24 protein-coding genes and 1 pseudogene are annotated in these 24,184 nt (G+C 41.5%); 2 read left to right on the plus strand and 23 right to left on the minus strand.

Features of this window, described 5'->3' with window-relative positions; translation table 11 throughout:
• Positions 1-4: 4 nt before the first annotated feature.
• The 14 genes and pseudogenes from OGI71_RS11405 to OGI71_RS11470 form a co-directional block, all read right to left on the minus strand.
• Positions 5-589, minus strand: a complete 585-nt coding sequence (locus OGI71_RS11405) for a hypothetical protein (RefSeq protein ID WP_282255575.1) — start codon at positions 587-589, stop codon at positions 5-7.
• A gap of 156 nt (positions 590-745) precedes the next feature.
• The gene (ureC, locus tag OGI71_RS11410) at positions 746-2,467 is read right to left on the minus strand and encodes an urease subunit alpha (protein WP_282255576.1); all 1,722 of its coding nucleotides are present in this window, start codon (positions 2,465-2,467) and stop codon (positions 746-748) included.
• A gap of 71 nt (positions 2,468-2,538) precedes the next feature.
• A pseudogene (gene ureB / locus OGI71_RS11415) lies at positions 2,539-2,838 on the minus strand (urease subunit beta); the annotation flags it as partial.
• Positions 2,839-2,856: 18 nt separating this feature from the next.
• Positions 2,857-3,159, minus strand: coding sequence for an urease subunit gamma (gene ureA, locus OGI71_RS11420; RefSeq protein ID WP_077435612.1), 303 nt, complete (start codon positions 3,157-3,159; stop codon positions 2,857-2,859).
• A gap of 159 nt (positions 3,160-3,318) precedes the next feature.
• The gene (locus OGI71_RS11425) at positions 3,319-3,684 is read right to left on the minus strand and encodes a hypothetical protein (RefSeq protein ID WP_282255578.1); all 366 of its coding nucleotides are present in this window, start codon (positions 3,682-3,684) and stop codon (positions 3,319-3,321) included.
• Between the two features lie 159 nt (positions 3,685-3,843).
• Positions 3,844-6,282 (minus strand): TonB-dependent receptor, encoded by a 2,439-nt coding sequence (locus tag OGI71_RS11430; RefSeq protein ID WP_282255579.1) that lies wholly within the window; start codon positions 6,280-6,282, stop codon positions 3,844-3,846.
• 178 nt (positions 6,283-6,460) lie between these two features.
• Positions 6,461-7,042 carry a GNAT family N-acetyltransferase gene (locus tag OGI71_RS11435; RefSeq protein WP_282255580.1) on the minus strand — a complete coding sequence of 194 codons (582 nt, stop codon included), beginning with the start codon at positions 7,040-7,042 and terminating at the stop codon, positions 6,461-6,463.
• A gap of 69 nt (positions 7,043-7,111) precedes the next feature.
• Complete coding sequence (locus tag OGI71_RS11440; protein WP_282255581.1) at positions 7,112-7,939, minus strand: ABC transporter ATP-binding protein; 828 nt, start codon at positions 7,937-7,939, stop codon at positions 7,112-7,114.
• Positions 7,936-8,952 (minus strand): iron ABC transporter permease, encoded by a 1,017-nt coding sequence (locus OGI71_RS11445; protein ID WP_282255582.1) that lies wholly within the window; start codon positions 8,950-8,952, stop codon positions 7,936-7,938. Before OGI71_RS11445 ends, OGI71_RS11440 begins: the two co-directional genes overlap by 4 nt.
• Positions 8,949-9,950 (minus strand): ABC transporter substrate-binding protein, encoded by a 1,002-nt coding sequence (locus OGI71_RS11450; RefSeq protein ID WP_282255583.1) that lies wholly within the window; start codon positions 9,948-9,950, stop codon positions 8,949-8,951. Before OGI71_RS11450 ends, OGI71_RS11445 begins: the two co-directional genes overlap by 4 nt.
• Positions 9,940-10,419, minus strand: a complete 480-nt coding sequence (locus OGI71_RS11455; RefSeq protein WP_282255584.1) for a hypothetical protein — start codon at positions 10,417-10,419, stop codon at positions 9,940-9,942. The genes OGI71_RS11450 and OGI71_RS11455 overlap by 11 nt, the downstream gene beginning before the upstream one ends.
• Positions 10,420-10,501: 82 nt before the next feature.
• Complete coding sequence (gene hypB, locus OGI71_RS11460; RefSeq protein WP_120258501.1) at positions 10,502-11,230, minus strand: hydrogenase nickel incorporation protein HypB; 729 nt, start codon at positions 11,228-11,230, stop codon at positions 10,502-10,504.
• Positions 11,231-11,243: 13 nt separating this feature from the next.
• Positions 11,244-11,588 (minus strand): hydrogenase maturation nickel metallochaperone HypA, encoded by a 345-nt coding sequence (locus OGI71_RS11465; RefSeq protein ID WP_282255585.1) that lies wholly within the window; start codon positions 11,586-11,588, stop codon positions 11,244-11,246.
• Between the two features lie 89 nt (positions 11,589-11,677).
• On the minus strand, positions 11,678-12,076 hold the full coding sequence (locus tag OGI71_RS11470) for a hypothetical protein (RefSeq protein WP_282255586.1): 399 nt from the start codon (positions 12,074-12,076) through the stop codon (positions 11,678-11,680).
• 204 nt (positions 12,077-12,280) lie between these two features.
• On the opposite strand from OGI71_RS11470, the gene OGI71_RS11475 reads away from it, so the two are divergent.
• Positions 12,281-13,018, plus strand: coding sequence for a DUF2071 domain-containing protein (locus OGI71_RS11475; RefSeq protein WP_282255587.1), 738 nt, complete (start codon positions 12,281-12,283; stop codon positions 13,016-13,018).
• Between the two features lie 222 nt (positions 13,019-13,240).
• Here the strand turns inward: OGI71_RS11475 and katG are convergent, their stop codons facing one another.
• Complete coding sequence (gene katG / locus OGI71_RS11480; RefSeq protein WP_282255588.1) at positions 13,241-15,520, minus strand: catalase/peroxidase HPI; 2,280 nt, start codon at positions 15,518-15,520, stop codon at positions 13,241-13,243.
• Positions 15,521-15,789: 269 nt separating this feature from the next.
• On the opposite strand from katG, the gene OGI71_RS11485 reads away from it, so the two are divergent.
• Complete coding sequence (locus OGI71_RS11485) at positions 15,790-16,371, plus strand: DUF4126 domain-containing protein (protein WP_282255590.1); 582 nt, start codon at positions 15,790-15,792, stop codon at positions 16,369-16,371.
• A 156-nt stretch (positions 16,372-16,527) separates the two neighbouring features.
• On the opposite strand, the gene OGI71_RS11490 is transcribed toward OGI71_RS11485, so the two are convergent.
• From OGI71_RS11490 to OGI71_RS11525, 8 genes are all read right to left on the minus strand, one after another.
• Positions 16,528-16,980: an Hsp20/alpha crystallin family protein gene (locus OGI71_RS11490; RefSeq protein WP_282255591.1), complete on the minus strand. Its 453-nt coding sequence runs from the start codon at positions 16,978-16,980 to the stop codon at positions 16,528-16,530.
• 107 nt (positions 16,981-17,087) lie between these two features.
• Positions 17,088-17,381 (minus strand): hypothetical protein, encoded by a 294-nt coding sequence (locus OGI71_RS11495; protein ID WP_282255592.1) that lies wholly within the window; start codon positions 17,379-17,381, stop codon positions 17,088-17,090.
• Between the two features lie 254 nt (positions 17,382-17,635).
• Entirely contained in the window at positions 17,636-17,974 is a 339-nt protein-coding gene (locus OGI71_RS11500) for a hypothetical protein (protein ID WP_223578460.1), read from the minus strand.
• Positions 17,975-17,984: 10 nt separating this feature from the next.
• Positions 17,985-18,542 carry an RNA polymerase sigma factor gene (locus tag OGI71_RS11505; protein WP_282255594.1) on the minus strand — a complete coding sequence of 186 codons (558 nt, stop codon included), beginning with the start codon at positions 18,540-18,542 and terminating at the stop codon, positions 17,985-17,987.
• Positions 18,543-18,745: 203 nt separating this feature from the next.
• Positions 18,746-19,726, minus strand: coding sequence for an FAD:protein FMN transferase (locus tag OGI71_RS11510; protein ID WP_282255595.1), 981 nt, complete (start codon positions 19,724-19,726; stop codon positions 18,746-18,748).
• A 40-nt stretch (positions 19,727-19,766) separates the two neighbouring features.
• A complete protein-coding gene (locus OGI71_RS11515) occupies positions 19,767-21,965 on the minus strand; it encodes a PepSY domain-containing protein (RefSeq protein WP_282255596.1) in 2,199 nt (732 codons plus the stop codon).
• 6 nt (positions 21,966-21,971) lie between these two features.
• Positions 21,972-22,457 (minus strand): DUF2271 domain-containing protein, encoded by a 486-nt coding sequence (locus OGI71_RS11520; RefSeq protein ID WP_104382750.1) that lies wholly within the window; start codon positions 22,455-22,457, stop codon positions 21,972-21,974.
• A gap of 4 nt (positions 22,458-22,461) precedes the next feature.
• Complete coding sequence (locus OGI71_RS11525) at positions 22,462-23,973, minus strand: ankyrin repeat domain-containing protein (protein WP_282255597.1); 1,512 nt, start codon at positions 23,971-23,973, stop codon at positions 22,462-22,464.
• Positions 23,974-24,184: the final 211 nt, after the last annotated feature.

Raw genomic sequence — 24,184 nt, forward strand, 5'->3', positions numbered from 1 at the left:
ATCTTTAAAAAAATAGATTTTTTGACAATCCCAATCCCACAGTTGAGCCATTGATTCCTGTAATCACTTCGTGATCATTTGGAATAACAGCATCCTTGCCATGCTTCTTTTTGTAAGAGAGCTCCGCGACTTTTGCTTTCAAAGCCCAGCCTTTTCCGAGGTCAATACCCACCAACGGATACACTCTGAACAGGAAACCATTGTAGCTTCCATCCACCATGCCTCCGGATGCATTAACAACATGCTGGTCACCCCAGATGTAATGTGCATCTACTTGACCGATCAACATAAAATGTTCCCCTAACGGCCAGGTGTTGCTGTAGAATGGACCAACTTCATGGGAATGATCTGTAAAGTCAAGCGCCTTCGTATAGGCGTTGTTGAATCCATAATTTATCCCTACGTTCATGTTGTCATTAAAAAAATAGCCTACGCCCACTGGTGCTGCACTAAATTGGTGTCCAGCGGTGGTTTCATGGTAATTGAGCGAACCATACAGCATGATTCCTCCTTTTTGAGCAGAAGCCGATTGTATCGAAAAGCATGCTATTGCTAGACAACATCCCAAAAATGTCTTTAAATTTTTCATTTCTATATCGTTGTTTTTGAGGGCAATAAAACGATCATGAGCCTTACTTTACCTATTGCTCATCAGCGCTACTTTGGGCTCATGATCGTTTTATTAATGTGTTTTTCATTTATAATGGCCTGATGCAAGATCAAGCCATAGTAGTCACCATTCAGATTAAAACAAGAAATACAACTGTCCCAAAGAAACCGTATCAACCGGCTGTGAACGCAAAATTTCTCCATCCAGACTTACTTCATAGTTCTCCGGATTAACGATAATTTCGGGCGTAGCATCGTTGTGGATCATATCTTTTTTGGAGATATTTCGACAGTTTTCTACAGGAAGTACTCCTTTTGCTAAGCCATATTCCTCTTTAATGCCGTTTTCGAATGAAATTTTGGAAACAAAGTTGAAACAGGTATTATGAACTGCTTTTCCCAATCCACCGAACATTGTACGTAAGATAATCGGTTGTGGTGTAGGAATGGATGCATTGGCATCCCCCATTTTGGACGCGATGATCATACCACCTTTGATAATCATTTCCGGTTTTGCACCAAACAAGGCTGGGCGCCAGATGACCATATCCGCGATTTTACCCGGTTCGATAGAACCTACGTATTTTGAGATACCATGTGCAATCGCTGGGTTGATTGTATATTTTGCGACATAACGACGTGCACGGAAGTTATCGTTGTTTTTTCCTTCGTCTTCAGGTAGTGGCCCCACTTGTTTTCTCATTTTGTCCGCTGTCTGCCATGTACGTGTGATAACCTCACCTACACGACCCATTGCCTGTGAATCTGAGCTCATGATGCTGAATACACCACGATCTTGCAATACATCCTCAGCAGCGATTGTCTCCGGACGGATACGTGAATCGGCAAAAGCCACATCCTCAGGAATTTCCTTACTCAGGTGGTGACAAACCATCAACATATCCAAGTGCTCATCAATCGTATTTTTTGTAAATGGACGTGTCGGATTTGTGGAAGCTGGCAATACATTTGGATACATTGCCGATTTGATGATATCTGGAGCGTGACCACCACCGGCACCTTCCGTATGGAAGGTATGGATTACGCGACCGTTGATCGCCTGAATGGTATCTTCCAAGAAACCCGCTTCATTTAATGTATCGGTATGAATGGCAACCTGTACATCGTATTTATCAGCTACCGTTAATGCTCTATCAATTGTTGCGGGTGTTGCTCCCCAGTCTTCGTGAATTTTAACCCCCAAAGCTCCTGCTTCAATCTGCTCAACAATAGGTTGTTCAGTTCCCACATTTCCTTTTCCAAAGAAGCCAAAGTTCATCGGCAGATCTTCCACCGCTTGCATCATACGACGGATATTCCACTTTCCTGGTGTTACGGTGGTTGCATTTGTTCCGTCCGCTGGACCGGTACCACCGCCGATCATGGTGGTAATACCACTGTATAAGGCTGTTTCGACCTGTGTTGGGCTGATATAGTGAATATGGGTATCTATACCACCTGGTGTTAGGATATAGCCAGATCCGCCGTGCACTTCGGTTGAAGCACCAATAATCATATTTGGTGTAATATTATCCATCGTATCTGGATTTCCAGCACGGCCGACACCGACAATCTTACCATCCTTGATACCGATATCACCTTTCACAATTCCCCAGTGGTCAATCACGATAGCGTCTGTGATCACCATGTCCAAGGTACCTTCATCACGTGTGTGAACCGAAGATTGACACATACCGTCACGGACGGTCTTACCACCACCAAATTTTGCTTCATCGCCATAATAAGCGTAGTCCTTTTCAACTTCGATTATGATGTCTGTATCGCCTAAACGGATTTTATCGCCACTTGTCGGACCAAAGATGGCACTATAATTTACTTTGCTAACTTTTAAACTCATGATACTTTGTTTTTAAAGCCTTGTTCTTTCACTTTTTTCATTGCATTTTCTTTCGCGACTTCGGTTTCGGTATCACCGTTTACCAAGTCGTTGTGCCCGTAGATTCTTCTGGCACCTGCATAAGGAACCAATTCTACATCTTTGGATTCCCCCGGCTCAAAACGCACTGCTGTACTTGCGATAATATTCAATCGCTTGCCAAAAGCTTTTGCACGGTCAAATTCCATCATCTTGTTCACTTCAAAGAAATGAAAATGTGAACCTACCTGAATTGGTCTATCTCCCGTGTTTGTTACAGTAATCGTCGTAACCTCTCTACCTTCATTACAGATGACATGGCCATCCGCTATAAAAAATTCTCCTGGAATCATAAATTCTATTTTTAACAATTATCGAATCGGATTATGAACGGTCACCAATTTGGTACCATCCGGAAAAGTCGCCTCAATCTGCACATCGTGAATCATTTCAGGCACACCTTCCATGACATCTTCTCGTGTCAATAATGTCGCGCCATACTGCATTAAATCAGCCACAGTACGGCCATCACGTGCAGCTTCCAGAAGCTCACTGCTGATCAATGCAATAGACTCCGGATAATTAAGTTTAAGTCCTCTAGCTCTACGTTTTTTCGCTAGTTCACCGGCAAGATGAAGCAATAGCTTCTCTGTCTCTCTAGGTAATAAATGCATATAAAATAATATTTAAATTGTTGTTATTTCAGTCGAAAACAAGTCAGTACAAGCCCTGACGATTTAAAAAAATCGTTCAAAAAAGCTGATAGACGAAGCCCATAGCAAATGCTTACGGCATAGCGTATCAGTTCTCAGCGTTGTAAGAAAAGGAAAGGATTATCCCTGAAATGGGATCTTTAAACTTTGGAAAAGAATGTATTTTGGTGGTAGGACCAATCGATCCATGTAAGGTGTTCTGTTATTCCGCATGTTGAGACATACAGGATAGCAAAATATAAAAAGACAAATGTACAATACGGTCCAACCGAGGAGCTTACTCCATTCATCTTTTAAGTCGACCTGTTCACTGACATCATAAAGGTCATGATCGTGTACAGCGGCAACTATATTTTCCCGTTCCGGTTGATCAGCAGCTTTGTCAATTTGTTTATGGGTGCTGGACAAATCCAGATAGATACCCGAGGAATTATGAATTTTAAGCTGTTCAGAAATAGTCATTCCTTTCAGGAGCAGGACGCTCAAAAGAAAAACTATAAAAACTAAACTATGCCTAATCATTGTATTCACAATCCTATTATTTGTTGTCCAAATTTACAACCAAAGCAGGCCACTTCACTAGTACAAATCTTGAATTAAATAGTCTAAATTTGTCGAAAAACCTGCTTTGATTGCTTTTTTTAGTTAAAAGGAATAACCAATTGAAACCATCATGTTTCTTGGCGCCCCAGCAAAGGCACGTGTATAATCAAATCCCCCTAAAAAATAGTATTTATCAAATACATTGTTTAGGTTAAGCGCCATTTTCATGGCACCGATATGATAATAAGCCGCCGCATTAATTGTCGTATAAGAGGGCCATTGTCCCCAAAGGGCATTTCCTTCGCCATCTTTCCCAATGCTATTGTCCATGCGTTTACTATCAACATAATAAATACCGGTACCAAAGCCAAGTCCTTTTAAAGAAGTATTGGAGAAGACATATTTTAACCAGGCGCTGGCCATATTTTTAGGTGCTCCCGGTAGCGCCTGCCCGACTTCAGAAGCAACAGAAGAGGCCTTCACTTCGGTATGGTTAAACGTATAATTTGCCATCACCTGAAATTCTTTGGTCAGCTGTCCACGGACATCTAACTCAACTCCTCGCGACAATGCTTTGCCAGATTGTCTATACTCCGGTAATCCCGAGTCATTGATTGTCCCTGTTGCAATAAGCATATTTCTACGCTCGATCTGAAACAAGGAAAGATCCATTTGCAGCTGATCCTTAAAAAAGCCCGTTTTCAGCCCTGTTTCAATTTGAAAACTACGTTCAGCTTCAAAAGCTTTGTCCGCACCATAGTCTTTATAGTTCTGGATAAAATTAGCGCCTACCGGTACAAAACCCTGCGAGTAGCTTGCGAAGTAATTAATCTGCTTGTTGATTCCATAAGTCAGACCGAAACGGGGCAGCAAGGCATTTTGTGTAGCATGAAAGCGATTCTGTCCATCAATAGTTTCCGAAGAATAATGTTCATGCCTCAACCCCACAATTAATTTCAGACGATCCGCAATGCTGATCTGATCCTGTATGTATTTACCGGTCGTTTTATAGGGACTCAAAAAAGGATAAGCGACCTGTGTACGCCAGACGTAGTTGGTCAGATCATGCGTTGTATAGGTCGGGTTGTTCAGGTCAAAAGTCAATGGCACCACTTTGCCATCCACAGTTTGCTGTCTGGCTTCCCGTAACTGATTTTCTTTGTCACCACGATACTGTGCGAAGTCGATCCCAGCAACGATATGGTGGTCAATTTTATCTCCTGGTAGATCCCATTTGACATATCCGACGATATTGTCGGTATAATCCCGGCCATGACGGTCAAAGAAACGCATATTCATGATGGTGTTATGTGGGGCATCCGCAAAAGTATTTAGCGTACGATGCTCGTTGACATCTTCCTGATAGATGGATTTCATATAGCTCAGGTTCAGGCTCACATTTTCTGCCAGTCTTTGCGCCAATCGTCCACTAAATGAAAAAGTCTTGGAATTATAGAAATCAGAAGGCTGACTTAAAGTAAACGAACGTGGCAGGGCATAAAAGTTATTTTCCTTTATTCCCATTCCCCGATCCAGATAACCATTGAATTGATTGTATACCACATCGATGTCTACGGTTGTTCCTGCAGCGGGCTTAAATGTAAATGAGGGTGCGAGCATCATCCGTTTTTGACGGTTCACATCACGAAAGGTTTTGGTATCTTCATACCCTGCATTAAATCGATAGAGAATTCGTTTTGCACTATCCAATGGACCGCCCAGATCCACTGTAGTGCGCATCGTTTCAAAACTTCCGGCAGCAAAACTGACATGACCTTTAAAATCTTCCAAAGGCTTTTTCGTCGTCATATTGATGGTGCCACCAGGTACGATGTCGCCAAATAGAGAAGCTCCAGGGCCTTTCAGCACCTCCAGGTTTTCGAGATTGATTGTTAGTGGGGAATTATAATAACTATTGCCGTAACCATAGCCCGAACGTAGACCGTTCACCAAACGGACTCCGGTTTCATAACCACTTTTAAAACCACGGATCACCACATCATCATAAGATGAAGCCTCAGTGACACCAGCCAGATCCTGCACCAGTGCTCCCGTTGTAAATGCTTGCTTATCTTCAATAAACTCCTTACTCAGTACAGCCACAGATTGTGGTAGATCTTTCAGCTTTCCAGCGAACTTACCGCCCAACTCCATGTTGTTGGTCAAATAGGAATTATTACGACGGCCGGTAACCAATACTTCATCCAAGGTCCGCCCTCCCTCTCCCATCATGAGTCGAATTCCTTTTTTCGGATTCCAGGTAGTCTCATCAATAAGAATAAGCTGTGATTTATAGCCGATCGCTTCGGCACGCAATTGTACCGGAAAAGTTGTCGCGGTAGTAAAAGCAAATTCGCCATTCGTGGTAGTACTTATCTTTTGTCCCTGGTTTTCAAGTGTCAAAGTCACTCCTAGAATTGGATTTCCGTTTTCATCCTGGATCTTCCCAAAAATCATAAAGCTCTGTTGGGCGTAAACAGCCACTGGTGTGACCGCACTTGCCAATAATGCGAAAGCGAGTGCTTTCATTGTGTTTTTCATCTGTATTTTTTTCATGGGTCAGAGGACACATACCCTGTTTAAAACTCACCTACGATGATCTTATTGAAATAAGATTCTAAACAGGGACAGTTCCTCTGGAATTATTTTTTATCTTCTATTGCTGATTTATTTTATTTCTTGCATTCAGCGTGAATTCAGTTCACAAAACTGAATAGCCTTATTTTGACAATTCCAGTTCTGCTGAACATTTCAGTTTACTGGGCTGCCCCAGCAGTAGCTCCATGTGAAATGTCGGAAAGCCCGATTCATCGCAGAATTCTTTGAGATAGAATCCTTGTTTTAACCAGAATTCATGGGCTCCCTCCAAAAAAGGATGGGTGTGTAAGTAAAGTCTTTCGACCGCTTTCTCCTTGGCCACCTTTGTCAATTGACGGAAAAGTGCTGTTCCAAGTCCAGAACGACGGTAATCGGGGTCGACAAAAAGACGCGCGACCTCGACAGTCTTCCGGGCGTCTAAATCTAGATGCGGAAAACGATAGTCATAAGCGAGCATACCGATCACACCAACCAATTTTCCGCTCTTGTCCCTTGCCTGTAGAAATGTTCCAGTTTGTCCATCCAGATACAGCTGTTTAAAGTCCAGCAAATCTCTGGGAATCTTTTGCGGGTCAAGCATGGGAAACAGCTGTTTCCGAAATTCAATAACATAAGGTAACACCGTTTCCAGATCCTGAACAGTGACTGTACTTATTGCAATATTTCTGATTGAATCTGTCCTTTGCATGTCTATTTTATTCATACTATTTTCGTTTTTAGCGTCCATACCGCCACTAGGATCTGTACCTTATTCGCACATTGTTTACAGCCTTTATAGCTTATTATTTACGCCTTCCAGTTCAAGGGATTTTATCGAAGTCCAGTCATGTGTATGAAGCATAGGTGCAAACATCCATTTCCCTTGGTTTTCCAAACTGATCAATGGCAACTCATAGGTCTGTTCCAATACTTTCCGAACCTGCTCTCTATTCATCCCTTGTAGATCCACCAGTGTATTGTCCTGCATCAAATAAAAGTGGTCGCCAAAAAGATAGGCCATATTGGGGTCGTGCATAACACAGAGCACTGTTGTTCCCTCCTTGACCAGTTCCTTAGCGGTCTGCAAAACGGCAATCTGATATTTCAGGTCAAGATGGTTTGTCGGTTCATCCAAAAGCAACAGATCAGGCTGTTGCACCAATACCCGACAAAGCAAGACCAGCTGCCGCTCCCCACCTGACAGGGAAGTATAAGATTTATGCTTTAAATGTGCGAGATTAAATTTCTCCAGGATTGCATCCACAGCCTCAAAATCTTCACGCCGCGGCGAAAAGCGGGAGAATGATGCACGTCCTGTTAAAATAACATCTGCCACCTTAAAAGGGAAAGTTGTCTGATGAAACTGGTTTAAAAAACCCAGTTTAAGCGCATTTGATTTACCGACCTTCCAGTTTCTACGTTCCGTTTCACCGATCAATACCGATCCCTGATAGTGTTTCTCCAATCCGGCAATAACATTGAACAAAGTCGACTTACCGCTACCGTTCCGGCCAAGAATAACCGAAAGCTTTCCTTCCGGGAAGGACACATTGAGGTCCCGCAAAATAGTATCCTTACCATAGGCAAAAGATAGGTTTTTGATATGGATGGATTTGCTCATGAGTTCCAGTTAATTTCGTTCCGGCGCATCAGGTAGATAAAGAGTGGAGCACCAATAATCATTGTAAATACCCCTATTGGAATTTCGAAAGGCATGACTGCACGGGAAAAATCGTCAATCAATAACAGGAATGTCCCACCGATACTGATATTCGCCCATACGACAATATTATTGTTGGGGCCAAAAATCATGCGGCTGATATGTGGAACAATAAGTCCAAATAAGCTGATCACTCCTACCGCAGCAACAGCTGATGCGGTGATCATGGTCGCAACCCCGATCATCAGCAATTTCAAGAGTTTTGGATTCACCCCCACAGCAATTGCTTCCTGATCTCCCAATGCCAACAAATTCAATTTCCAACGCAATAAGATCAATATGATCAATCCGATCACGATCGGTAAAAAGGCGTTCTGCACTTTTGACCAGGAGGCGGTATGGAGATTTCCCATCGTCCACTGCACAATAGCCTGCAATTTATAAGGATCACTGATATATTGTAACAGGGTAAGCATCGCTGTAAATACCCCTGAAATAACCATTCCTGCCAAAACCATCCCAATGATGGATGTTTTTAAACCGGCATTTGATACAAAGTAAGTCAAGGCCACAGCACAGACACCAAAAAGAAATGCCGAAACATTGACAGACAAAAGTGGAAACAGCATGGCTAAGGCGGCACCGAAAGCAGCACCGGAAGATATTCCCAATGTAAATGGGTCTACAATAGGATTTCGAAAAATAGCTTGTAAGGTCCCTCCAGATGAGGCAAGAGCGGCACCGACCATAAAGGTCAATAAAATCCGTGGCAAACGTACTTGCCACAAAATGGTATCCATGCTGCCCATCAATAACGTCGTATCATTTCCTTTATAAAGCCCTAATTCCAACCCTATGCGTTGGCAGAGTTCAATAAAACCAATATGCTGACTTGAACCGATCAATAATGAAAGCAGGAGCAGCACTAATGGCAATATCACCAACAATAAAAGCTTTTTTAATTGAAGTATCATTGCAGAAGCCCCGCTTTACCGTATAATTTGTCAAAAGCCATTGTCATATCCTGATCGAGTTGTTCCTTGGTATAACTCGGGAAACACCAATGCCGCACCTGTTTGGCAAAGAGCATAAATTTCACGGTATGTGGATCAAAAGGAAAGGACGGTGACATCACAAATACCTGTTTATTTTTTACGGCAGGCAGTGCGGCCAATTCTTTCAAATTGTAAACATCAGAACTTTTGGAATTCCACAGAATCATGAGATCGGGATTCCACTTGTAGATCGTTTCAGCCCCTACATTTGGTGCTTCCATTTCCAAGGGACAGGCATTTGCCGCCCCCGATAGGCGGATGGCCATATCGATGAGGCTACCTCTTCCCGAGGTCGAAAGTACACGTCCTTTTGACCAAGCATAATAGACTTTCTTTTGTGGTTGATCGAGCGGAGCTGCCATCTTTTTGACTTCATCTCCGACAAATTTCACAATTTCCTCAGCCCGTGCTTTCTTGTCCAAAAGCGTTCCCATTCCGATCAATTCGTTAAAGATACTGGTTTCATCTTTCGATGAAAAAGTGAAGACGGGAATACCCAAATTTTCGAGCTGTGTGATATTATCCTGATCGGTATTGAATGTCAGAACAAGATCTGGGTTCAAGCTTACGATGCTTTCTACATTATTGGCCTGACCACCAAAAGTTGGTGTAGCGATACTTTTCTGAACGATACGTGGGTCTAATTTCGATAAAAAAGCATAGGTATCCTCCATTTGATAAACTTGTTCAGGAATGCCGACCAATCGGTCACTGGCCTGTAGCATATAAACCTCATCCACCAGAGAGGGATACAGGACAACAACACGTTGGGCTGGTCGCTCCAATGTGATTTCCTTGCCGCGGCTATCCATGGCTTTCACACCATTTTTACTTGCATTGGACTGTTGGTTTTGGCAGGCTTGTGAGCATACGAGCAAGACCAGTGGCAACAGCAATGTATATATTCTAATTTTCATGCTTTCTGCTATTCTTTAGCTGCTGGCGAATCCGATTTTCAGACAGCAATATCGCTTCTTCCAATTGGACAGACGCACCATATTTCGCCGCAATTTGCTCATAGAGTCGACCATCATATGGCAAATGGAGAGACTGGAGCTGATCGACCTGGAATATCGGTAGATGTCGGTTACCGACGAAATAACCAAAATCTGCCAGTTGAACCAAATCCGAAGGGTTAAATCTGATCGCCAAGGTTCGCTTAACAGTGACGATTGCCTGCAATTCCCCATTGTGGTACAGCGCATCTCCATGATGCCACTCCTGTCCCTGCTCCAATTGCATCAGGATCGTCTTGCCAGACAAGGTATTTCTGGTCAAGCGGCGTTTATTAATTTCAAACCATTCGAGGTATACCCGATCGACCTGATCAGTGATGGTTTGGTACTGGGGCACAATGGTATCTATCGTTACAGGCAATCTATTCATTGTTATATAGGGTATGTCATTCAAACTTTGCGCTGTGATCAAGCATCGTTCCATCTGATCGTTGATCACCTTCGCGCATTTACTATTTCGCCGCAGCTACTTTCTGTTGTTCTTTTTTCAGTTGGACTTTCTCTTTTAACCAGTCACACCAGCTATCTAGGCCATCTCCATTCAAGGTACTGATTGTAATCACTTCCAGGTTTGGATTGACTTCACGGGCATCTTTTGTCACGGCATCTACGGAGAAAGGCACATAAGGTAGCAAGTCTGCTTTTGAAACAAGCATCAATTCGCTGGTCAAAAACATACGTGGGTATTTTTTTGGTTTATCATCACCTTCAGTTGTCGCCAATAAAGTAACTCTGTAGTCTTCACCTAGATCGAAAGCGGAAGGGCAAAGTAAGTTTCCGACATTTTCGATAAATAACAAATCAATACCTTCGATATCGATGTGATCCAGTGCCTGCAGAATCATTTGTGCTTCAATATGGCACATACCGCCGGTAACGATCTGCAACGCATTGATGCCAACATCGCGCATACGGATGGCATCACGTTCCGTTTCAGGGTCACCTACTAAGACTGCAATATTTAGATCTTTTGAAAGACGCTTTCCAGTCTCTTGCATCAATGTTGTTTTACCAGAACCCGGAGAAGAACATACATTAATCACACAAACATCTTTCAGTCTGTCCCGGATACTTTTGGCGACAAAATCATTTGCTTTTAATAAATGCAGGGTTGTATTTTCACATTGAACCGAACCGACACGGTTACCTAAACTTTTAGGATTTTGAGTATTGTCTGACATGATAAATGATTTTTTAATCGTGTTTAAAAATTACTTTGGAAATATAGAGTTCATTTCCTTGAACAATTGTACTCGAAGGCTGCCCACAATCGCAGACAAATCGATGAAAATGAACAGGAAAGTTCTTCTGACAGTGCTCACAATAGGCGATAATATCATTTACCACAACCTCCATTTCCATATCCCGGTAATGGGTATTTTCGGTGATAAATGCGTCAAAAGCATTTTGAATCAGCACAGGCTGCACATTGGACAATAGTCCGGCTGTCACCTGAATTTTCTGGATATCATCCACTCTGGTCTCGTAATGCGAGGTCAAGGTCTCGAAGATATCCTTTACTATACTTAGCTCGTGCATGGGTATATTTTAAGAAATCAATAAAATAAATTTGGAAAAGAAATACGATTTTTCGTTCAATTTCCGTTAAGCATGAAAGCTCAAAATCGCTAAAATGGGATTTTTATTTGCTCAAAAAGCAGGAACCGTGCTATGGGAATAGGTTCAATATCCAAAATATGCAGATAACGGTAGTCGTTCTGCAATGCTGAAGGCCGTAATTCATACCAAAGCAAATCGACGATAACTACCCAGCGGTCTGTTAACCAATCCTGATTGATCTCGACGTCCAATTCGGCGATAGATTGCAGCGATGGATATAAAGGATCTAAATCTGGATTATCTATTTTTAGCAGGGTGGAACGGGGGAAATCAGCTTTATTTGGTTCAGTTTTTAGGGAAGAAATCTCGCGGTGAAAACTATCACTTTTCGGTACAATACTGTTTGCATTTAAACTTTTAAATGAAACAAACAGAACTGTAATTAGAAAAATAAAGTGCTTCCACATAGCTGCAAACTAACAAAGTATCAAGTTTCCCTTTGAAAACAACACAAAGTTACTACCGATCAAACAACAAAAAGTAGCACAAATCTTGAATTTTATTTCACAAAATAGGAAAATCCCAAAGAAAATTCCATAATTCTTCATATATTAAATTAAAATTTGGTTAAAGCGAGATTAAAATGATCTTAGAGGCATAAATTGATGATTTTGGCACAAAAAATTAAAACAATTTTAAGAGATTATAATCATCGTCCATGGCCTATACCAACTAGCCCCTGGCGTTACTATCAGGAATGGCTTGATCTACTTTTTTTACATTTTCAAGTCGATTATGATCTACTCCGGCCACTAGTTCCTGTCGAATTGCAAATCGATCAGCACGAAGGTCTATGTTATGTATCTTTGGTTGCTTTCAAAATGAAAAATATCCGTCCCAGAAATTTGCCTGCATTCCCACCCATCTCGGACTTCTATGAGATCAATGTACGCACCTATATCGATCAGGATGGTAAAAAGGGTGTTTATTTTATCCATATTGAAGCAAGTAAATTCTTATCCGCATTAGTGGCAAAAAAGTTGTCGGGTCTACCTTACGAAAAGTCCTCCATGCTGAGGAATACACAAGGGTATCATAATCTCAATAAAGAAAGGGGCTTTAGGTTGAAAACGATCTTTGAGGTGACCGATGAGATTAAAATAAAATCCAGCCTTGACACCTGGCTTACCGAACGCTATTGCCTTTACCTGAACCAACGCGATGGAATATATCGTTTCGACATTCACCATCCGGAATGGCCCTTGTTTTCAGTGCAGCTGCAAGAATGCCAGTTGAACTATAAAGCTGGTGATATTCATCTCCATAACGAAAATATTGCACTTATACACTATTCTCCAGGTGTACAAGTACTTGCTTGGAAGGCCAAAGCAATTCATCCGGCCTTTTGATCACATTGAACTCAATAGTCATTTCTTCAATTTACCTTTCCTCTGAGAGAGTAGTTTAGAAAGATATTTATTCCAAACCAAAAAAAGGGTAAAATTCCACTAAAAAGCCTTTTAGCGGAATTGTACCCCTCCTATGCCCTAGCCTCTAAGAAACAAATGCTTCCATTTTAAGACAGATGTATGAGTATGGGCACTAAGTTGAACTATTGCAGCTCAAGCAAATTATCTGTGTAAATCAAAACGATCCAATTCCATCACTTTATTCCAGGCAGCGACAAAATCCTTAGCGAACTTTTCTTTCGCATCAGCACTACCATAGATTTCAGCAACAGCTCTTAATTCAGCGTTAGAACCAAATACCAGATCTGCGCGTCCAGCAACCCATTTCTTTGCGCCCGTTTTACGGTCCGTTCCTTCAAACAGTTCCCGATCTTGCGAAACTGCTGTCCAAGCTGTCCCCATATCCAATAGGTTCACAAAAAAGTCATTGGTCAACTGTCCAGGGCGCTCCGTCATCACACCTGTCTGAGAGCCATCAAAATTAGCCTGTAATACACGCATACCACCGATTAAAACGGTCAATTCCGGAACAGATAAAGTCAGTAATTGTGCTTTATCAATCAATAATGATTCTGTGGAAACTGTGTAGGAACCTTTACGATAGTTTCTAAAACCATCAGCAATAGGTTCTAGATACCCCATTGATTCCACATCAGTCTGTTCTTGAGAAGCATCCATGCGTCCAGGAGTAAACGGAACCTTTAGCGCATGTCCACCAGCTCTTGCTCCCTGTTCGATTGCTGCTGCACCGCCAAGAACAATTAAATCAGCCAACGATACTCTTTTACCACCTTGTTGTTTACCATTAAAGTCTTGTTGGATCTGCTCCAGCACAGTTAGCACTTTTTGCAATTGCGTCGGGTTATTAACCTGCCAATAACGCTGTGGCGCCAAGCGAAGACGGGCTCCATTTGCTCCACCACGCATATCAGACCCCCGGAATGTAGAAGCCGAAGCCCATGCCGTAGTCACCAACTCTGCGATACTAAGCCCTGAAGACAAAATAGCAGATTTTAAGCCTTCAACATCATGATCATCAACCAATACATGATCTACAGCTGGAATAGGGTCTTGCCATAACAATTCTTCGCTAGGTACTTCAGCTCCAAGATAACGTTCACGTGGACCTAGATCACGGTGCGTTAATTTAAACCAAGCGCGTGAGAAAGCATCCGCGAAAGCATCCTGATCTTCATAGAATTTACGGGAAATCTTTTCATAAACAGGATCAAAACGTAAGGACAGATCCGTTGTCAACATCGTAGGTCTACGTTTTTTATTTGGGTCAAAAGGATCAGGAATACTTGAATCAGTCCCTTTTGCCACCCATTGGTGCGCGCCGGCGGGGCTTTTTGTGAGTTCCCATTCATTTTCAAAAAGATTCTTAAAAAAGAGGTTCGTCCATTCGGTCGGTTTTTGAGTCCAGATAACTTCCAGACCACTGGTAATGGCATCTGTACCTACCCCAGTACCGTAACTGCTACTCCATCCGAGCCCTTGCTGTTCAATCCCTGCAGCTTCTGGTTCCTTACCAACATTATCGGCTGGTCCAGCACCATGTGTTTTTCCAAAAGTGTGTCCTCCGGCAATTAGCGCAACAGTTTCCTCGTCATCCATCGCCATACGACCAAAAGTGTCCCTAATATCTTTTGCTGCTGCAATAGGATCCGGATTTCCATCTGGTCCCTCTGGGTTCACATAGATCAATCCCATCTGTACAGCTGCCAAAGGTTTTTCGAGATTGCGTGAATGTTGTTTGCCATCTGCATTATCATCCGTTGATAAAACACCATGCGATTCAACAACACCTTCAGAACCATGTGCATAACGTACATCACCACCTAACCAGGTTTTTTCTGATCCCCAATATACATCCAATTCCGGTTCAAAAGCATCCACACGGCCCCCCGAAAAGCCAAAAGTTTTAAATCCCATTGATTCCAGCGCAACATTTCCAGTTAGGATCAATAAATCTGCCCAGGAAATATTCTTACCATATTTTTGTTTGATCGGCCACAGCAGTCGACGCGCCTTATCCAAGCTCACATTGTCTGGCCAACTATTTAAAGGTGCAAAACGCTGCTGCCCAGAACCTGCACCACCGCGACCATCACTTACACGATAGGTTCCTGCACTATGCCAGGCCATCCGAATAAATAGGGGACCATAATGTCCAAAATCTGCCGGCCACCAATCCTGTGAATCTGTCATCAATACATGTAAATCTCTCTTAACGGCTTCCAGATCCAATTGTTTGAAAGCTTCAGCATAATCAAAACCTTCATCCATTGGATTTGATTTCGTCGCATGCTGTCTCAAAAGATCCACACGAAGTCTATTTGGCCACCAATCTTGATTTTGGGTTCCCCCTCCCGCAACGGCGTTGCGCATAGTTCCATTGTGAAATGGGCATTTGCTAATGTCTTTTTCGTTGTTGTCCATATTAAAAGAAAGTTTATTTATATAATACCTTAAATGATCAAATTGTTTGACTTTTACCTTCATAAAATTAAACAAATACAGTATCCCCTGCTCATCGAATGATTCGATACAATATAATCAAAATCTATAAATAGAACTAAACATTATAAAAACAAACAGTTACAACGAACACAAGACGCCATCGATTCCGACCGTCCGCAACAATTTTAAAAACAAAAAGCACATTTTTTTTATTCTACTATATAGATAGAACTAAGCATCCATTTGTCATGGGGGAATTATCCACATACCTGGTCAGTGCATTTATTGGCATTAGTCTGGCTGCGGCAACAGGTTTCCGAATTTTTATGCCTCTATTTTTGCTCAGCCTAGGCTGTCGTCTGGAATTATTTCAGGTAGGTAATGAATGGGCTTGGGCAGGTTCCAATTTGGTGCTGATTACCACAAGCATCGCGATGGTTATCGAAGTTGCCGCTTACTACATACCCCTTGTTGACAATATTCTGGATACCATTTCCATTCCTTTGGCAACGATTGCGGGAACATTACTATTTGCGGTGCAGTTTACAGATATTTCTCCGTTTTTCCGCTGGTCAACGGCCATTATCGCCGGCGGCGGAACTGCGGCGACGATCAGTACAGTACTGGCTGGTACAAGAGCCGCTTCTTCCATCGGTACTGCGGGTCTTGGCAATTTTATCATTTCGACCATGGAGACCATTGGTTCCTCCGTCTTGACCATTCTGGCCATATTCGTTCCTTTTATGGCTATTTTGGTTGTTTTCGCCTTATTCTATTTCTTCGGGAAGTTTGGAAAAAAACAATTGCAAAAGAAGCTCAAAAAAACATAAAAAAGGAAAGTGTCCAAAAATAAAAGCTCCCTTAGCATTGAGTATTCGAAAAGAGATTATGGGGAGGGTGCGAACTAAATAACAAAAAAAGGGGCAGTCCACGATGTAGACACCCCTTTTTTCTATGAGCTATAAAAGCGTTACAATCCGTCAAACCTAGTCTATGATAACTTCTTGTGGCCTTTTTACCTTGTCAAGATCCTTAGGAAGAATGACCGTTAGTACACCGTCTTCAAAACTGGCATGTACGTTATCTGTAAGCACTTGTTCATTTAATTGAAATTCACGATCAAATGCAGTACCCAAATGCTCCTTATAGATATAAGCTGCTTCATCGTTGCTATTTTCTGTACAGGAAATCGTTAAAATCCCTTCATTTATACTGACCTGGAACTGTTCTTTCTTCCGGCCAGCAGCAAATACCTGCACTTCGTAGAACTCAGAATTTTCGGAAATATTTACGGGAACAAATTGCTGTCCTTCTCCGCGCTGCCTTGCTTCGCCTTCAAAAAAATGTTGTTGAAATTTTTCAAAACGGTCTTTGAAATGTTGACCGCAAAATCTATTTTGATTTGAATATCCGCTGGAATAATGATCTCTTTTAAACATGTCTTTATTTTTTTAGTAATGAATATTGTGTATTGCGCAATGAGCAGTCCAAGGGACTTCATTATTGCCGCTATTTATGTTATTTGGTTTTCTACCAAGTCCTGATATTAATATACCGGAACAATTGTCGCATTCTTAACCCGTTGTTGTTTGTATAAAGGAACGATTGCACTATTCGTCCTCGACGCACTGTACATTCCGGGGTGGATCGGAGCCTTGTCCATTTTAAATGAACGCATTTCTCTCCTGCGCATTTTGGCCATTGCAAAGCTTCCTATTCCGAATAAAATCGTTGCAACCAACAACAGCTTAAAGATCGCTCCCATAATCAAGCTGGCTAAACCCACTATTACCGTCAATGCAATCAAGCGGGGTAATATAAATCGAATTTTATTTTTCATTTTTTCTTTAATTTAATTGTTCTTTAAACCCAAAATCTGTCAATCCACTTATTGGTAATCCTATTCGTTATCCGATATACTTCTTTCGTTGTCAATTTCTCAACCCGTATCATTGTTTTATATCGCTAGTAACAGATCATCGCGTCCTGTCATTACCTTTACAGTGTTTCTTCAGCTCTTGGCATAAAAAAAGGCGCCTTTATAGAAGAAGACGCCTGTATCAGGTTTTTACTTTAAAAAATTTACTTTTTTTTTCAGAATCCACATCGTCCGTTGAAACGACGTTTCCATTCCTCACGCAAGCGCTCCCTTTCCTCTTCTGAAAGATCTTCATGGCGGCCCATATCAGGGGGGAAATTTTTACGGAACCCGCCCCTTCCCGGCTTACCAAATCCACGTCCAAATAGAATCCGTGATAGTACAAACAGGCCAAACGCCTGCCAATACGTGATTGCCTTCAAATTGAAAATATCACACATCAATGTATTCCACAGATATTGCAACAAGGCTACCAGCAAGAAAACTCCAATGATAATGGCAACAAACACAAAAGCAAATTTACCTTTTCCTTGTCTTCTCATTCTTCTATTCATAGCTTTATTTTTAAAATTTTAATTCTTCATACAAGTTCCGCAAACGTAAACGCAGATGTTTTACAGCATAGCCCTTTCTACTTATTATCGTTTTCAGATTTTCATTTTCCATGTCGGCAATCTCCTGCAAGGTTTTATCTTCAATTTCATTAAGCATAAAAACCCGACGTTGTTTTTCGGGCAATTCTTCGAGGGCTTTCATCAATTCATCCCAAAAAATATCTTTGAATAATTTAAGTTCAGGGTTGTTCGAATCATCGGCCAGCAGAAACTGACGTATCGGAAAGGCCGTATCCACTTCCTCTCCATCCCCCATTAAATCATCAAGTGACTCATCTTTCTTCTTTCGATAACTATCTGTAATCTTGTTTCGCGTTACAGCGTACAACCATGCCCCAGCATTTTCCAGTTCGTCCATATTGGTCAAACGACTGAATTGATACCAGACCTCCTGCAAGATATCCTCGGCATCTTCCGTTTTTTTGACCTTTCCTTTTACAAAACGCAGCAATTGACTTCCATAAGTCTTGACGATGTCTGTAAATGATCTGGAGTTTTTTTCTGCCATATGATTTTGGTATGCAATGTCCATAATTACATAGACGAACCAACAAAGCTTTTACTCTAAATTATTTTCAGCTGTGATGGAACTATCAGATTTATTCATCGTCTGTATTTTTTAAGCGACATTCATGAGCTCAATCGTTCGATTCATCCAGTGTAAAGAAATCACGATGGTTACATAAACATACAGGTTGTTGTTTAATCGGATTACTTGCGTTTATCCCGGACAACCTTTCCTTTGTCTGTAATAAAGATAAAACGATAATTTGGGAAATTACGGATTATTTTCTTCCCTTCTTTTTCACCCAGTACCATAATGGAAGTACTCAAGGCATTGGCTATTTCTGCCGACGGTCCATAAATTGTTACCGAAGTCAGTCCCGTAGCTGGATATCCGGTGATGGGATTAATAATATGGGAATAACGTTTTCCATTGATTTCGGCATATTTTTCATAGCTGCCTGAGGTAGCGACAGCCATTTCATTTAGACGAAGAACCTGGACCATCTGATGCGATTTGAAGGGGTTATTCACCCCAATCTTCCAGGGCTCACCATTTGGTTGGCTACCCCAGGTAGATAGATCCCCGGAAGCATTGACGATTCCGGCAGTGATTCCACGGGCTTTCATGATCTCCCTTCCCCGATCGGCGGCATAGCCCTTCCCGATCGAGCCAAAGCCAATCTTCATGCCCGGAAGTTCCAAGAAAATAGTCGAAGCAGCACTATCCAAAACAATATGTTTATAGCCAACTTTGGCAACCGAATTTCTGATCGCATCCTCAGAAGGCATTGTATCCATGCTGCCATCAAACTTCCATATTTTATCTAAAGCGACAATGCTAATATCAAAGGCTCCTTGTGAATTCCGGCTGTATTGAATTGCCCTTTTGGTCAGGTCAAATACTTCCCGATCAACTTTAACAGGTTTAATCCCCGCATTGCGGTTGACCTCCGAAATCTGTGTATATGGACGCCACTCCGAAATCAGGTTTTCGATATGTTCAATCTCTGCGATGACTTCGACAATATGCTGGTTGGCCTTTACGCTATCCTGATCAACTAGGGTGATCTCAAAAACAGAGCCCATGAGGGTCACCTGTTTTTTAAGCGTTACCTGTGAAAAACCGTTAGTGGCGGCTATCAACCAAAGTATTGAAATCAGTAGATATTGCTTATAATAATTCATTACACATTGTCAAAATAAATGATGGCATAAGATTGTTTGTTTAATAACAATCTGTCAGAATCTGACCTTTTTCTTTGTAGATGTTGATCGATTTGCCTGTACTTACCAGCAGTATCTCGTTTAAAGTTACTTCGACATCCTGTTGCATACGAAGTGAACCACACAATAAGATACAGCCCTGCTGTTCCAGCAATTCAACAAAGTACGTACCGTCCTGACGGATCAGATCCATCACATACTGCCCCTGCTGTTCCCGTGAAAAAGCCAGCTGTACATCGTTCAGCTGTCCCAGTTTTTTTTGTTCATCGGTAAATTCCAGATATTGTGCTGTGATCTCATTGTTCTTGCGGAAGCCTGCATAGAGTTTGACGGGTATTTTATGCTGATTTTCCGCAATCATACCTAAAAACGGTGCAATACCGGTTCCATTTGCAATCAACGCCACAGCAGGTGCTGTCTTGGGAAAATGAAAACTTGGATTGGCCATGACACGCGCTTCCAGAACCTGATCAGCTTTTAGTTGGTATAGAAATCCCGAGCCAAAACCATCAGGAAATAGCTTGACGACCAATTGAACCATTCCATCCTTGCATCCAATGGAATAAAAACGTTCCCGTTGATCCTGTGCCGGATAGATGGCCAACAAATCTCCGGACTGTACTTTCATTTTTCCAAGTGGCTTTAATAAAAGTGTAAAGGTACTGTTGCTCTCCGAAACAGTTGATCGGGCAATCACTTTAAATTTCTTCAATCCAACAACTTTGGAGCTGTATATCGCTGGAGCAGAAGCTAAGGCAATATTGGTATGTTCACTCCAATGATGTACCCATGAAATCAGTTCATCAACACTTTTGTCATTGACGGTATGTGGGTCTATCAATCGGGAGGCCCATGCTTGCTGACTGAGCAACTTGTCTATCGCATACGCATAGGCACAAAAATCAGGGTACGCTTTCGATCCAAAACCGAGAACAGAGAAATTAATCGACTGCTGCTGTGGATAGGCCAATAGCTTTTTCTCAAACTGAGTCGCATTGGAAGGCGCTGTTCCTAGACCATAGGTGGACGTAAACAGCAAAAGATGCTTTGCTTTTGAAAAATACTGATAGTGGTTCATGCCAAGCAAAAGTGATTTTTTACCATCAGCCAACAGCTGTTTGTGAATCTGATTGGCAAAAAACAAGGTACTCCCATTTTCAGTACCTACCAGAATAACAATTTCGGCATCGGCTGCCTTATACTTATTCTTAATCTTTGTACGCGTACGTTTGAAGGTAATGACAAAACCCGTATAAATAAAAAACACAATATTCAGTGATGCAAGGCCCAAAATGATAGCCCATATCATATTGGTTTTACCGGTGTGAAGATCGAGCGAGAATTGTTCTGCAAGTGCAGTAAAGGGATACTTGACTTCTTTATGTACGGCACCATTCAATTGATTTACTGTCAACTCCCGGTCTTTCAGTTTGAGGATATAATATTCGTCAGGATCTCCTTCCATAAAAGGAAACTCCACCTTCACGACATCGTTAAGCTTCGTTTTTTTAAAGATCGAAAAATCTGCTATCGCCAGCTCCTCAGTCTCATTTTCCTGCACTGGATATTCAACCGTTTGGTTTGTCTTCTTTAACAGTTCAATCCGGACCATAAATAAATAAGTCCCCGTCAAAGCCAAAATTAAAATGGGTATCAAAAACAACCGTCCTGAAACAACATGAAAATATTGTGCGAAGAAATCCCGATTGATCTTGGCAAAGAAATGTCGAACGCCCTGTTGACGTTTGATAATCAATACTAAACCAGAGATTGTAATCAAAAATAGTAGAAAAGAAGCGATGCCGATAATGATTCGGCCTGTTATCTTTAAGAATAAGGAACGATGCAGTGCTGTAGTCCATTGAACAAACTGTGTTTTGTTCTTTTGTGCACCCAGATATTTGCCGGTTTGCGGGTCAATATACCCTTTTACAGTATTTCCCTCAGCATCTATGGCGTCAATGCTCACAAATTGATTGTGGTCGACCGAAATTTCAATAATTTCGGGATAAACCTTTCGCAAACCGGTAATGGTCTGCGAAAGATCCAAAGAATCTATATTTTCTATTCGATAGGGTGGTATTTTTTCATTGACAGCGTCAATTGCCAAAATTACTCCCGTGACCGATAATAATAGTAAAAAAACAGAAGAAACAAGAGCTAAGGCTAAATGTGCATACCTCCAAACAGATACCAACATTTTTTCCTATTGTACTTTATTTAATTTGACAAGCTTAATGTATCCCTTACCATTTGCTTTTTCAGTAATAGCTTCTTTTGTTAATGGGATTTCTACATCTGCAGTATGATATTTCTGTTCTTCTACAGCGGATTCAAAGCGAAGTTTATACCCTTTGTTGAATTTAGACTCATCAATTTCCAATGTACGCATCGCACGGTCACCACCACCAACAGAAGCACCGGTCACTGCACTCAGCTTTTCTTTGGTTTTCGCCTGAAATTTATACCATTCTTTCAATGTGTTATACCATTGTTTATCTGGTCCCAATACGGAAAGTGTTTTTTCGTATGCTCCCTTCGGGTTTATGAGTGAAATAACGACATAAGCTCCTTCTCCTTGATAGGCGTTCATTTGGATCATACATTTATACTTACCCGTTTGGGCAAATGTGCTGACAGAAACTGCAGAAAACAAAAGTGTGATTAGCGCGATTTTAATTATAGTATTCATCTTATTATTTTAAAAAGTCCAACTGTACATTTCCTTTTGACAAAAAGTCATTTTCTTTGGCCAAATCGTATGCGGTTTCATCAAATTCGGTTTTCAGTTCTTTTTTTGCTCCTAAAGCGACCAATCTCTTCAATAATGAATCGTCTTTGGCAATCAAAGCAGCTTTATGTAGTGCAGTGGTTCCTTCTTTATCCTGTGCATTGATGTCTACCCCCAATTCACTGGCTTTCTGGATCAAGTTTGCATTTTCCCGGGCAACAGCCAAATGATAGAGCGTACTACCATTTTTCTGTGGTGCGACAACATCCAATCCGCCAGCTTTAAGCACGCCGAATTTTTCTTTAAAATCATCTACCTGTGGACTATTGGCTTGCCCCCCCTGTTGTGGCCGTCCACCTTGCGGTACATCTTTAAAAGAATTGAACCAATAAACAGCTAAGTTATTACCGTCTTTATCCAATAATTTGGTATCAGCACCGTTTTTAATTAAGAGTGCTGCGACCTCAGCTGTACCATTACCCACTGCTTTGGTCAATGCAGATTCACCTTTTTCATTCACCGCATTCACGTTCTTCGCTTTGGAAAGCAGCAGTTCCACTAATTTTGCGTCCTTGCCATTCGCCGCAACCATAAGGGCTGTATTGCCCTCGTTATCTGCTTTTGCAACATCAACCCCTTTTTCTAAAAAGTAATTGATCACCGTCATATCTGGGCGACGCACCAAGGCATGCAATAAAGTCGCACCGTCTTTATTAATGGCTTTAGGATCCAATTTTAGTTTCTCTACCAAATAGGTATAGGTCTCCAGTCCATTCGATGCTTGTCTGGATCCTTGCGTAGCAAAAAACAGTGCATTGTTTGTCGGTTTTACACCACGGGCAATAAACTTTTCGACCAACGGCATGTTACCCAATTTCGCTGCATAATCCGTGACAACGCGGCCGTACTCATCTTTATCTTGTATAGAAAGCCCTTTCTTGATAAAGTAATCTGTCAATGCAAGATCTCTATCAGCAGAAGCCGCCAGCATCATTAACGTGGCTCCACCTTCATATTTTTGTTTCGGATTTACTCCTGCTTTAAACAAAGCGTCATAAACAGCGGTATTGGTGTTTCCTGTCGACGCAGCATAGGCAATGATTGGGTAGCCATGGCTATCCTGATAGTTCACATCGGAACCTTTTGCAATGAGATAGTCCACCAATTCAGCATTCCCACTTGAAGCAGCCCAATGTAAATAACTTCGACTATGGTGTGTTTTCTTAGTCACACTATTTCCTTCTTGTTCGATCATGAATTTGACAAGATCAGTCGGGGCTCCATTTAGGATTGCCATCGTTACAGGATCAAAAGATGCCGCATTTGGTTGTGAAGGACTATTTCCTTTTGTAATCTCTTCCTTAACGGTAGCCAAAGTAGGTTTACCTTTCCAAAACTCACCATTCATCAATGAATTTGTCTGTGCCTGGGCATAAGATGCCGCTAAAAGTAAAGCTGCTAAAAGTGTCTTTTTCATTAGAACGTATTTTTTATGGATAATGAAGTTATCATAAGTAATCGCTATTTCGCGCTATCTATTTGTGAATATCGTGTAGTCTTATGCTAACCTCAGTTGAATACTGATTATTAAGCCGAAGAATCAATTGCTTATTTAAATTAATTCTAAATTATTGCAAATCTAAAAAATATTCTGATACTAAAAAATTAATACGGGCTAAATTTGCTCT

The organism is Sphingobacterium sp. ML3W (assembly GCF_029542085.1).
Taxonomy (GTDB): domain Bacteria; phylum Bacteroidota; class Bacteroidia; order Sphingobacteriales; family Sphingobacteriaceae; genus Sphingobacterium.

Excerpts from the sequence above, each read along its gene's own strand:
- OGI71_RS11405 (WP_282255575.1), bottom strand. The coding sequence starts at position 589 with ATGAAAAATTTAAAGACATTTTTGGGATGTTGTCTAGCAATAGCATGC.
- ureC (WP_282255576.1), bottom strand. The coding sequence starts at position 2,467 with ATGAGTTTAAAAGTTAGCAAAGTAAATTATAGTGCCATCTTTGGTCCG.
- ureA (WP_077435612.1), bottom strand. The coding sequence starts at position 3,159 with ATGCATTTATTACCTAGAGAGACAGAGAAGCTATTGCTTCATCTTGCC.
- OGI71_RS11430 (WP_282255579.1), bottom strand. The coding sequence starts at position 6,282 with ATGAAAAACACAATGAAAGCACTCGCTTTCGCATTATTGGCAAGTGCG.
- OGI71_RS11435 (WP_282255580.1), bottom strand. The coding sequence starts at position 7,042 with ATGAATAAAATAGACATGCAAAGGACAGATTCAATCAGAAATATTGCA.
- OGI71_RS11440 (WP_282255581.1), bottom strand. The coding sequence starts at position 7,939 with ATGAGCAAATCCATCCATATCAAAAACCTATCTTTTGCCTATGGTAAG.
- OGI71_RS11445 (WP_282255582.1), bottom strand. The coding sequence starts at position 8,952 with ATGATACTTCAATTAAAAAAGCTTTTATTGTTGGTGATATTGCCATTA.
- OGI71_RS11450 (WP_282255583.1), bottom strand. The coding sequence starts at position 9,950 with ATGAAAATTAGAATATATACATTGCTGTTGCCACTGGTCTTGCTCGTA.
- OGI71_RS11455 (WP_282255584.1), bottom strand. The coding sequence starts at position 10,419 with ATGAATAGATTGCCTGTAACGATAGATACCATTGTGCCCCAGTACCAA.
- hypB (WP_120258501.1), bottom strand. The coding sequence starts at position 11,230 with ATGTCAGACAATACTCAAAATCCTAAAAGTTTAGGTAACCGTGTCGGT.
- OGI71_RS11465 (WP_282255585.1), bottom strand. The coding sequence starts at position 11,588 with ATGCACGAGCTAAGTATAGTAAAGGATATCTTCGAGACCTTGACCTCG.
- OGI71_RS11470 (WP_282255586.1), bottom strand. The coding sequence starts at position 12,076 with ATGTGGAAGCACTTTATTTTTCTAATTACAGTTCTGTTTGTTTCATTT.
- katG (WP_282255588.1), bottom strand. The coding sequence starts at position 15,520 with ATGGACAACAACGAAAAAGACATTAGCAAATGCCCATTTCACAATGGA.
- OGI71_RS11485 (WP_282255590.1), top strand. The coding sequence starts at position 15,790 with ATGGGGGAATTATCCACATACCTGGTCAGTGCATTTATTGGCATTAGT.
- OGI71_RS11490 (WP_282255591.1), bottom strand. The coding sequence starts at position 16,980 with ATGTTTAAAAGAGATCATTATTCCAGCGGATATTCAAATCAAAATAGA.
- OGI71_RS11495 (WP_282255592.1), bottom strand. The coding sequence starts at position 17,381 with ATGAAAAATAAAATTCGATTTATATTACCCCGCTTGATTGCATTGACG.
- OGI71_RS11500 (WP_223578460.1), bottom strand. The coding sequence starts at position 17,974 with ATGAATAGAAGAATGAGAAGACAAGGAAAAGGTAAATTTGCTTTTGTG.
- OGI71_RS11505 (WP_282255594.1), bottom strand. The coding sequence starts at position 18,542 with ATGGCAGAAAAAAACTCCAGATCATTTACAGACATCGTCAAGACTTAT.
- OGI71_RS11510 (WP_282255595.1), bottom strand. The coding sequence starts at position 19,726 with ATGAATTATTATAAGCAATATCTACTGATTTCAATACTTTGGTTGATA.
- OGI71_RS11515 (WP_282255596.1), bottom strand. The coding sequence starts at position 21,965 with ATGTTGGTATCTGTTTGGAGGTATGCACATTTAGCCTTAGCTCTTGTT.
- OGI71_RS11520 (WP_104382750.1), bottom strand. The coding sequence starts at position 22,457 with ATGAATACTATAATTAAAATCGCGCTAATCACACTTTTGTTTTCTGCA.
- OGI71_RS11525 (WP_282255597.1), bottom strand. The coding sequence starts at position 23,973 with ATGAAAAAGACACTTTTAGCAGCTTTACTTTTAGCGGCATCTTATGCC.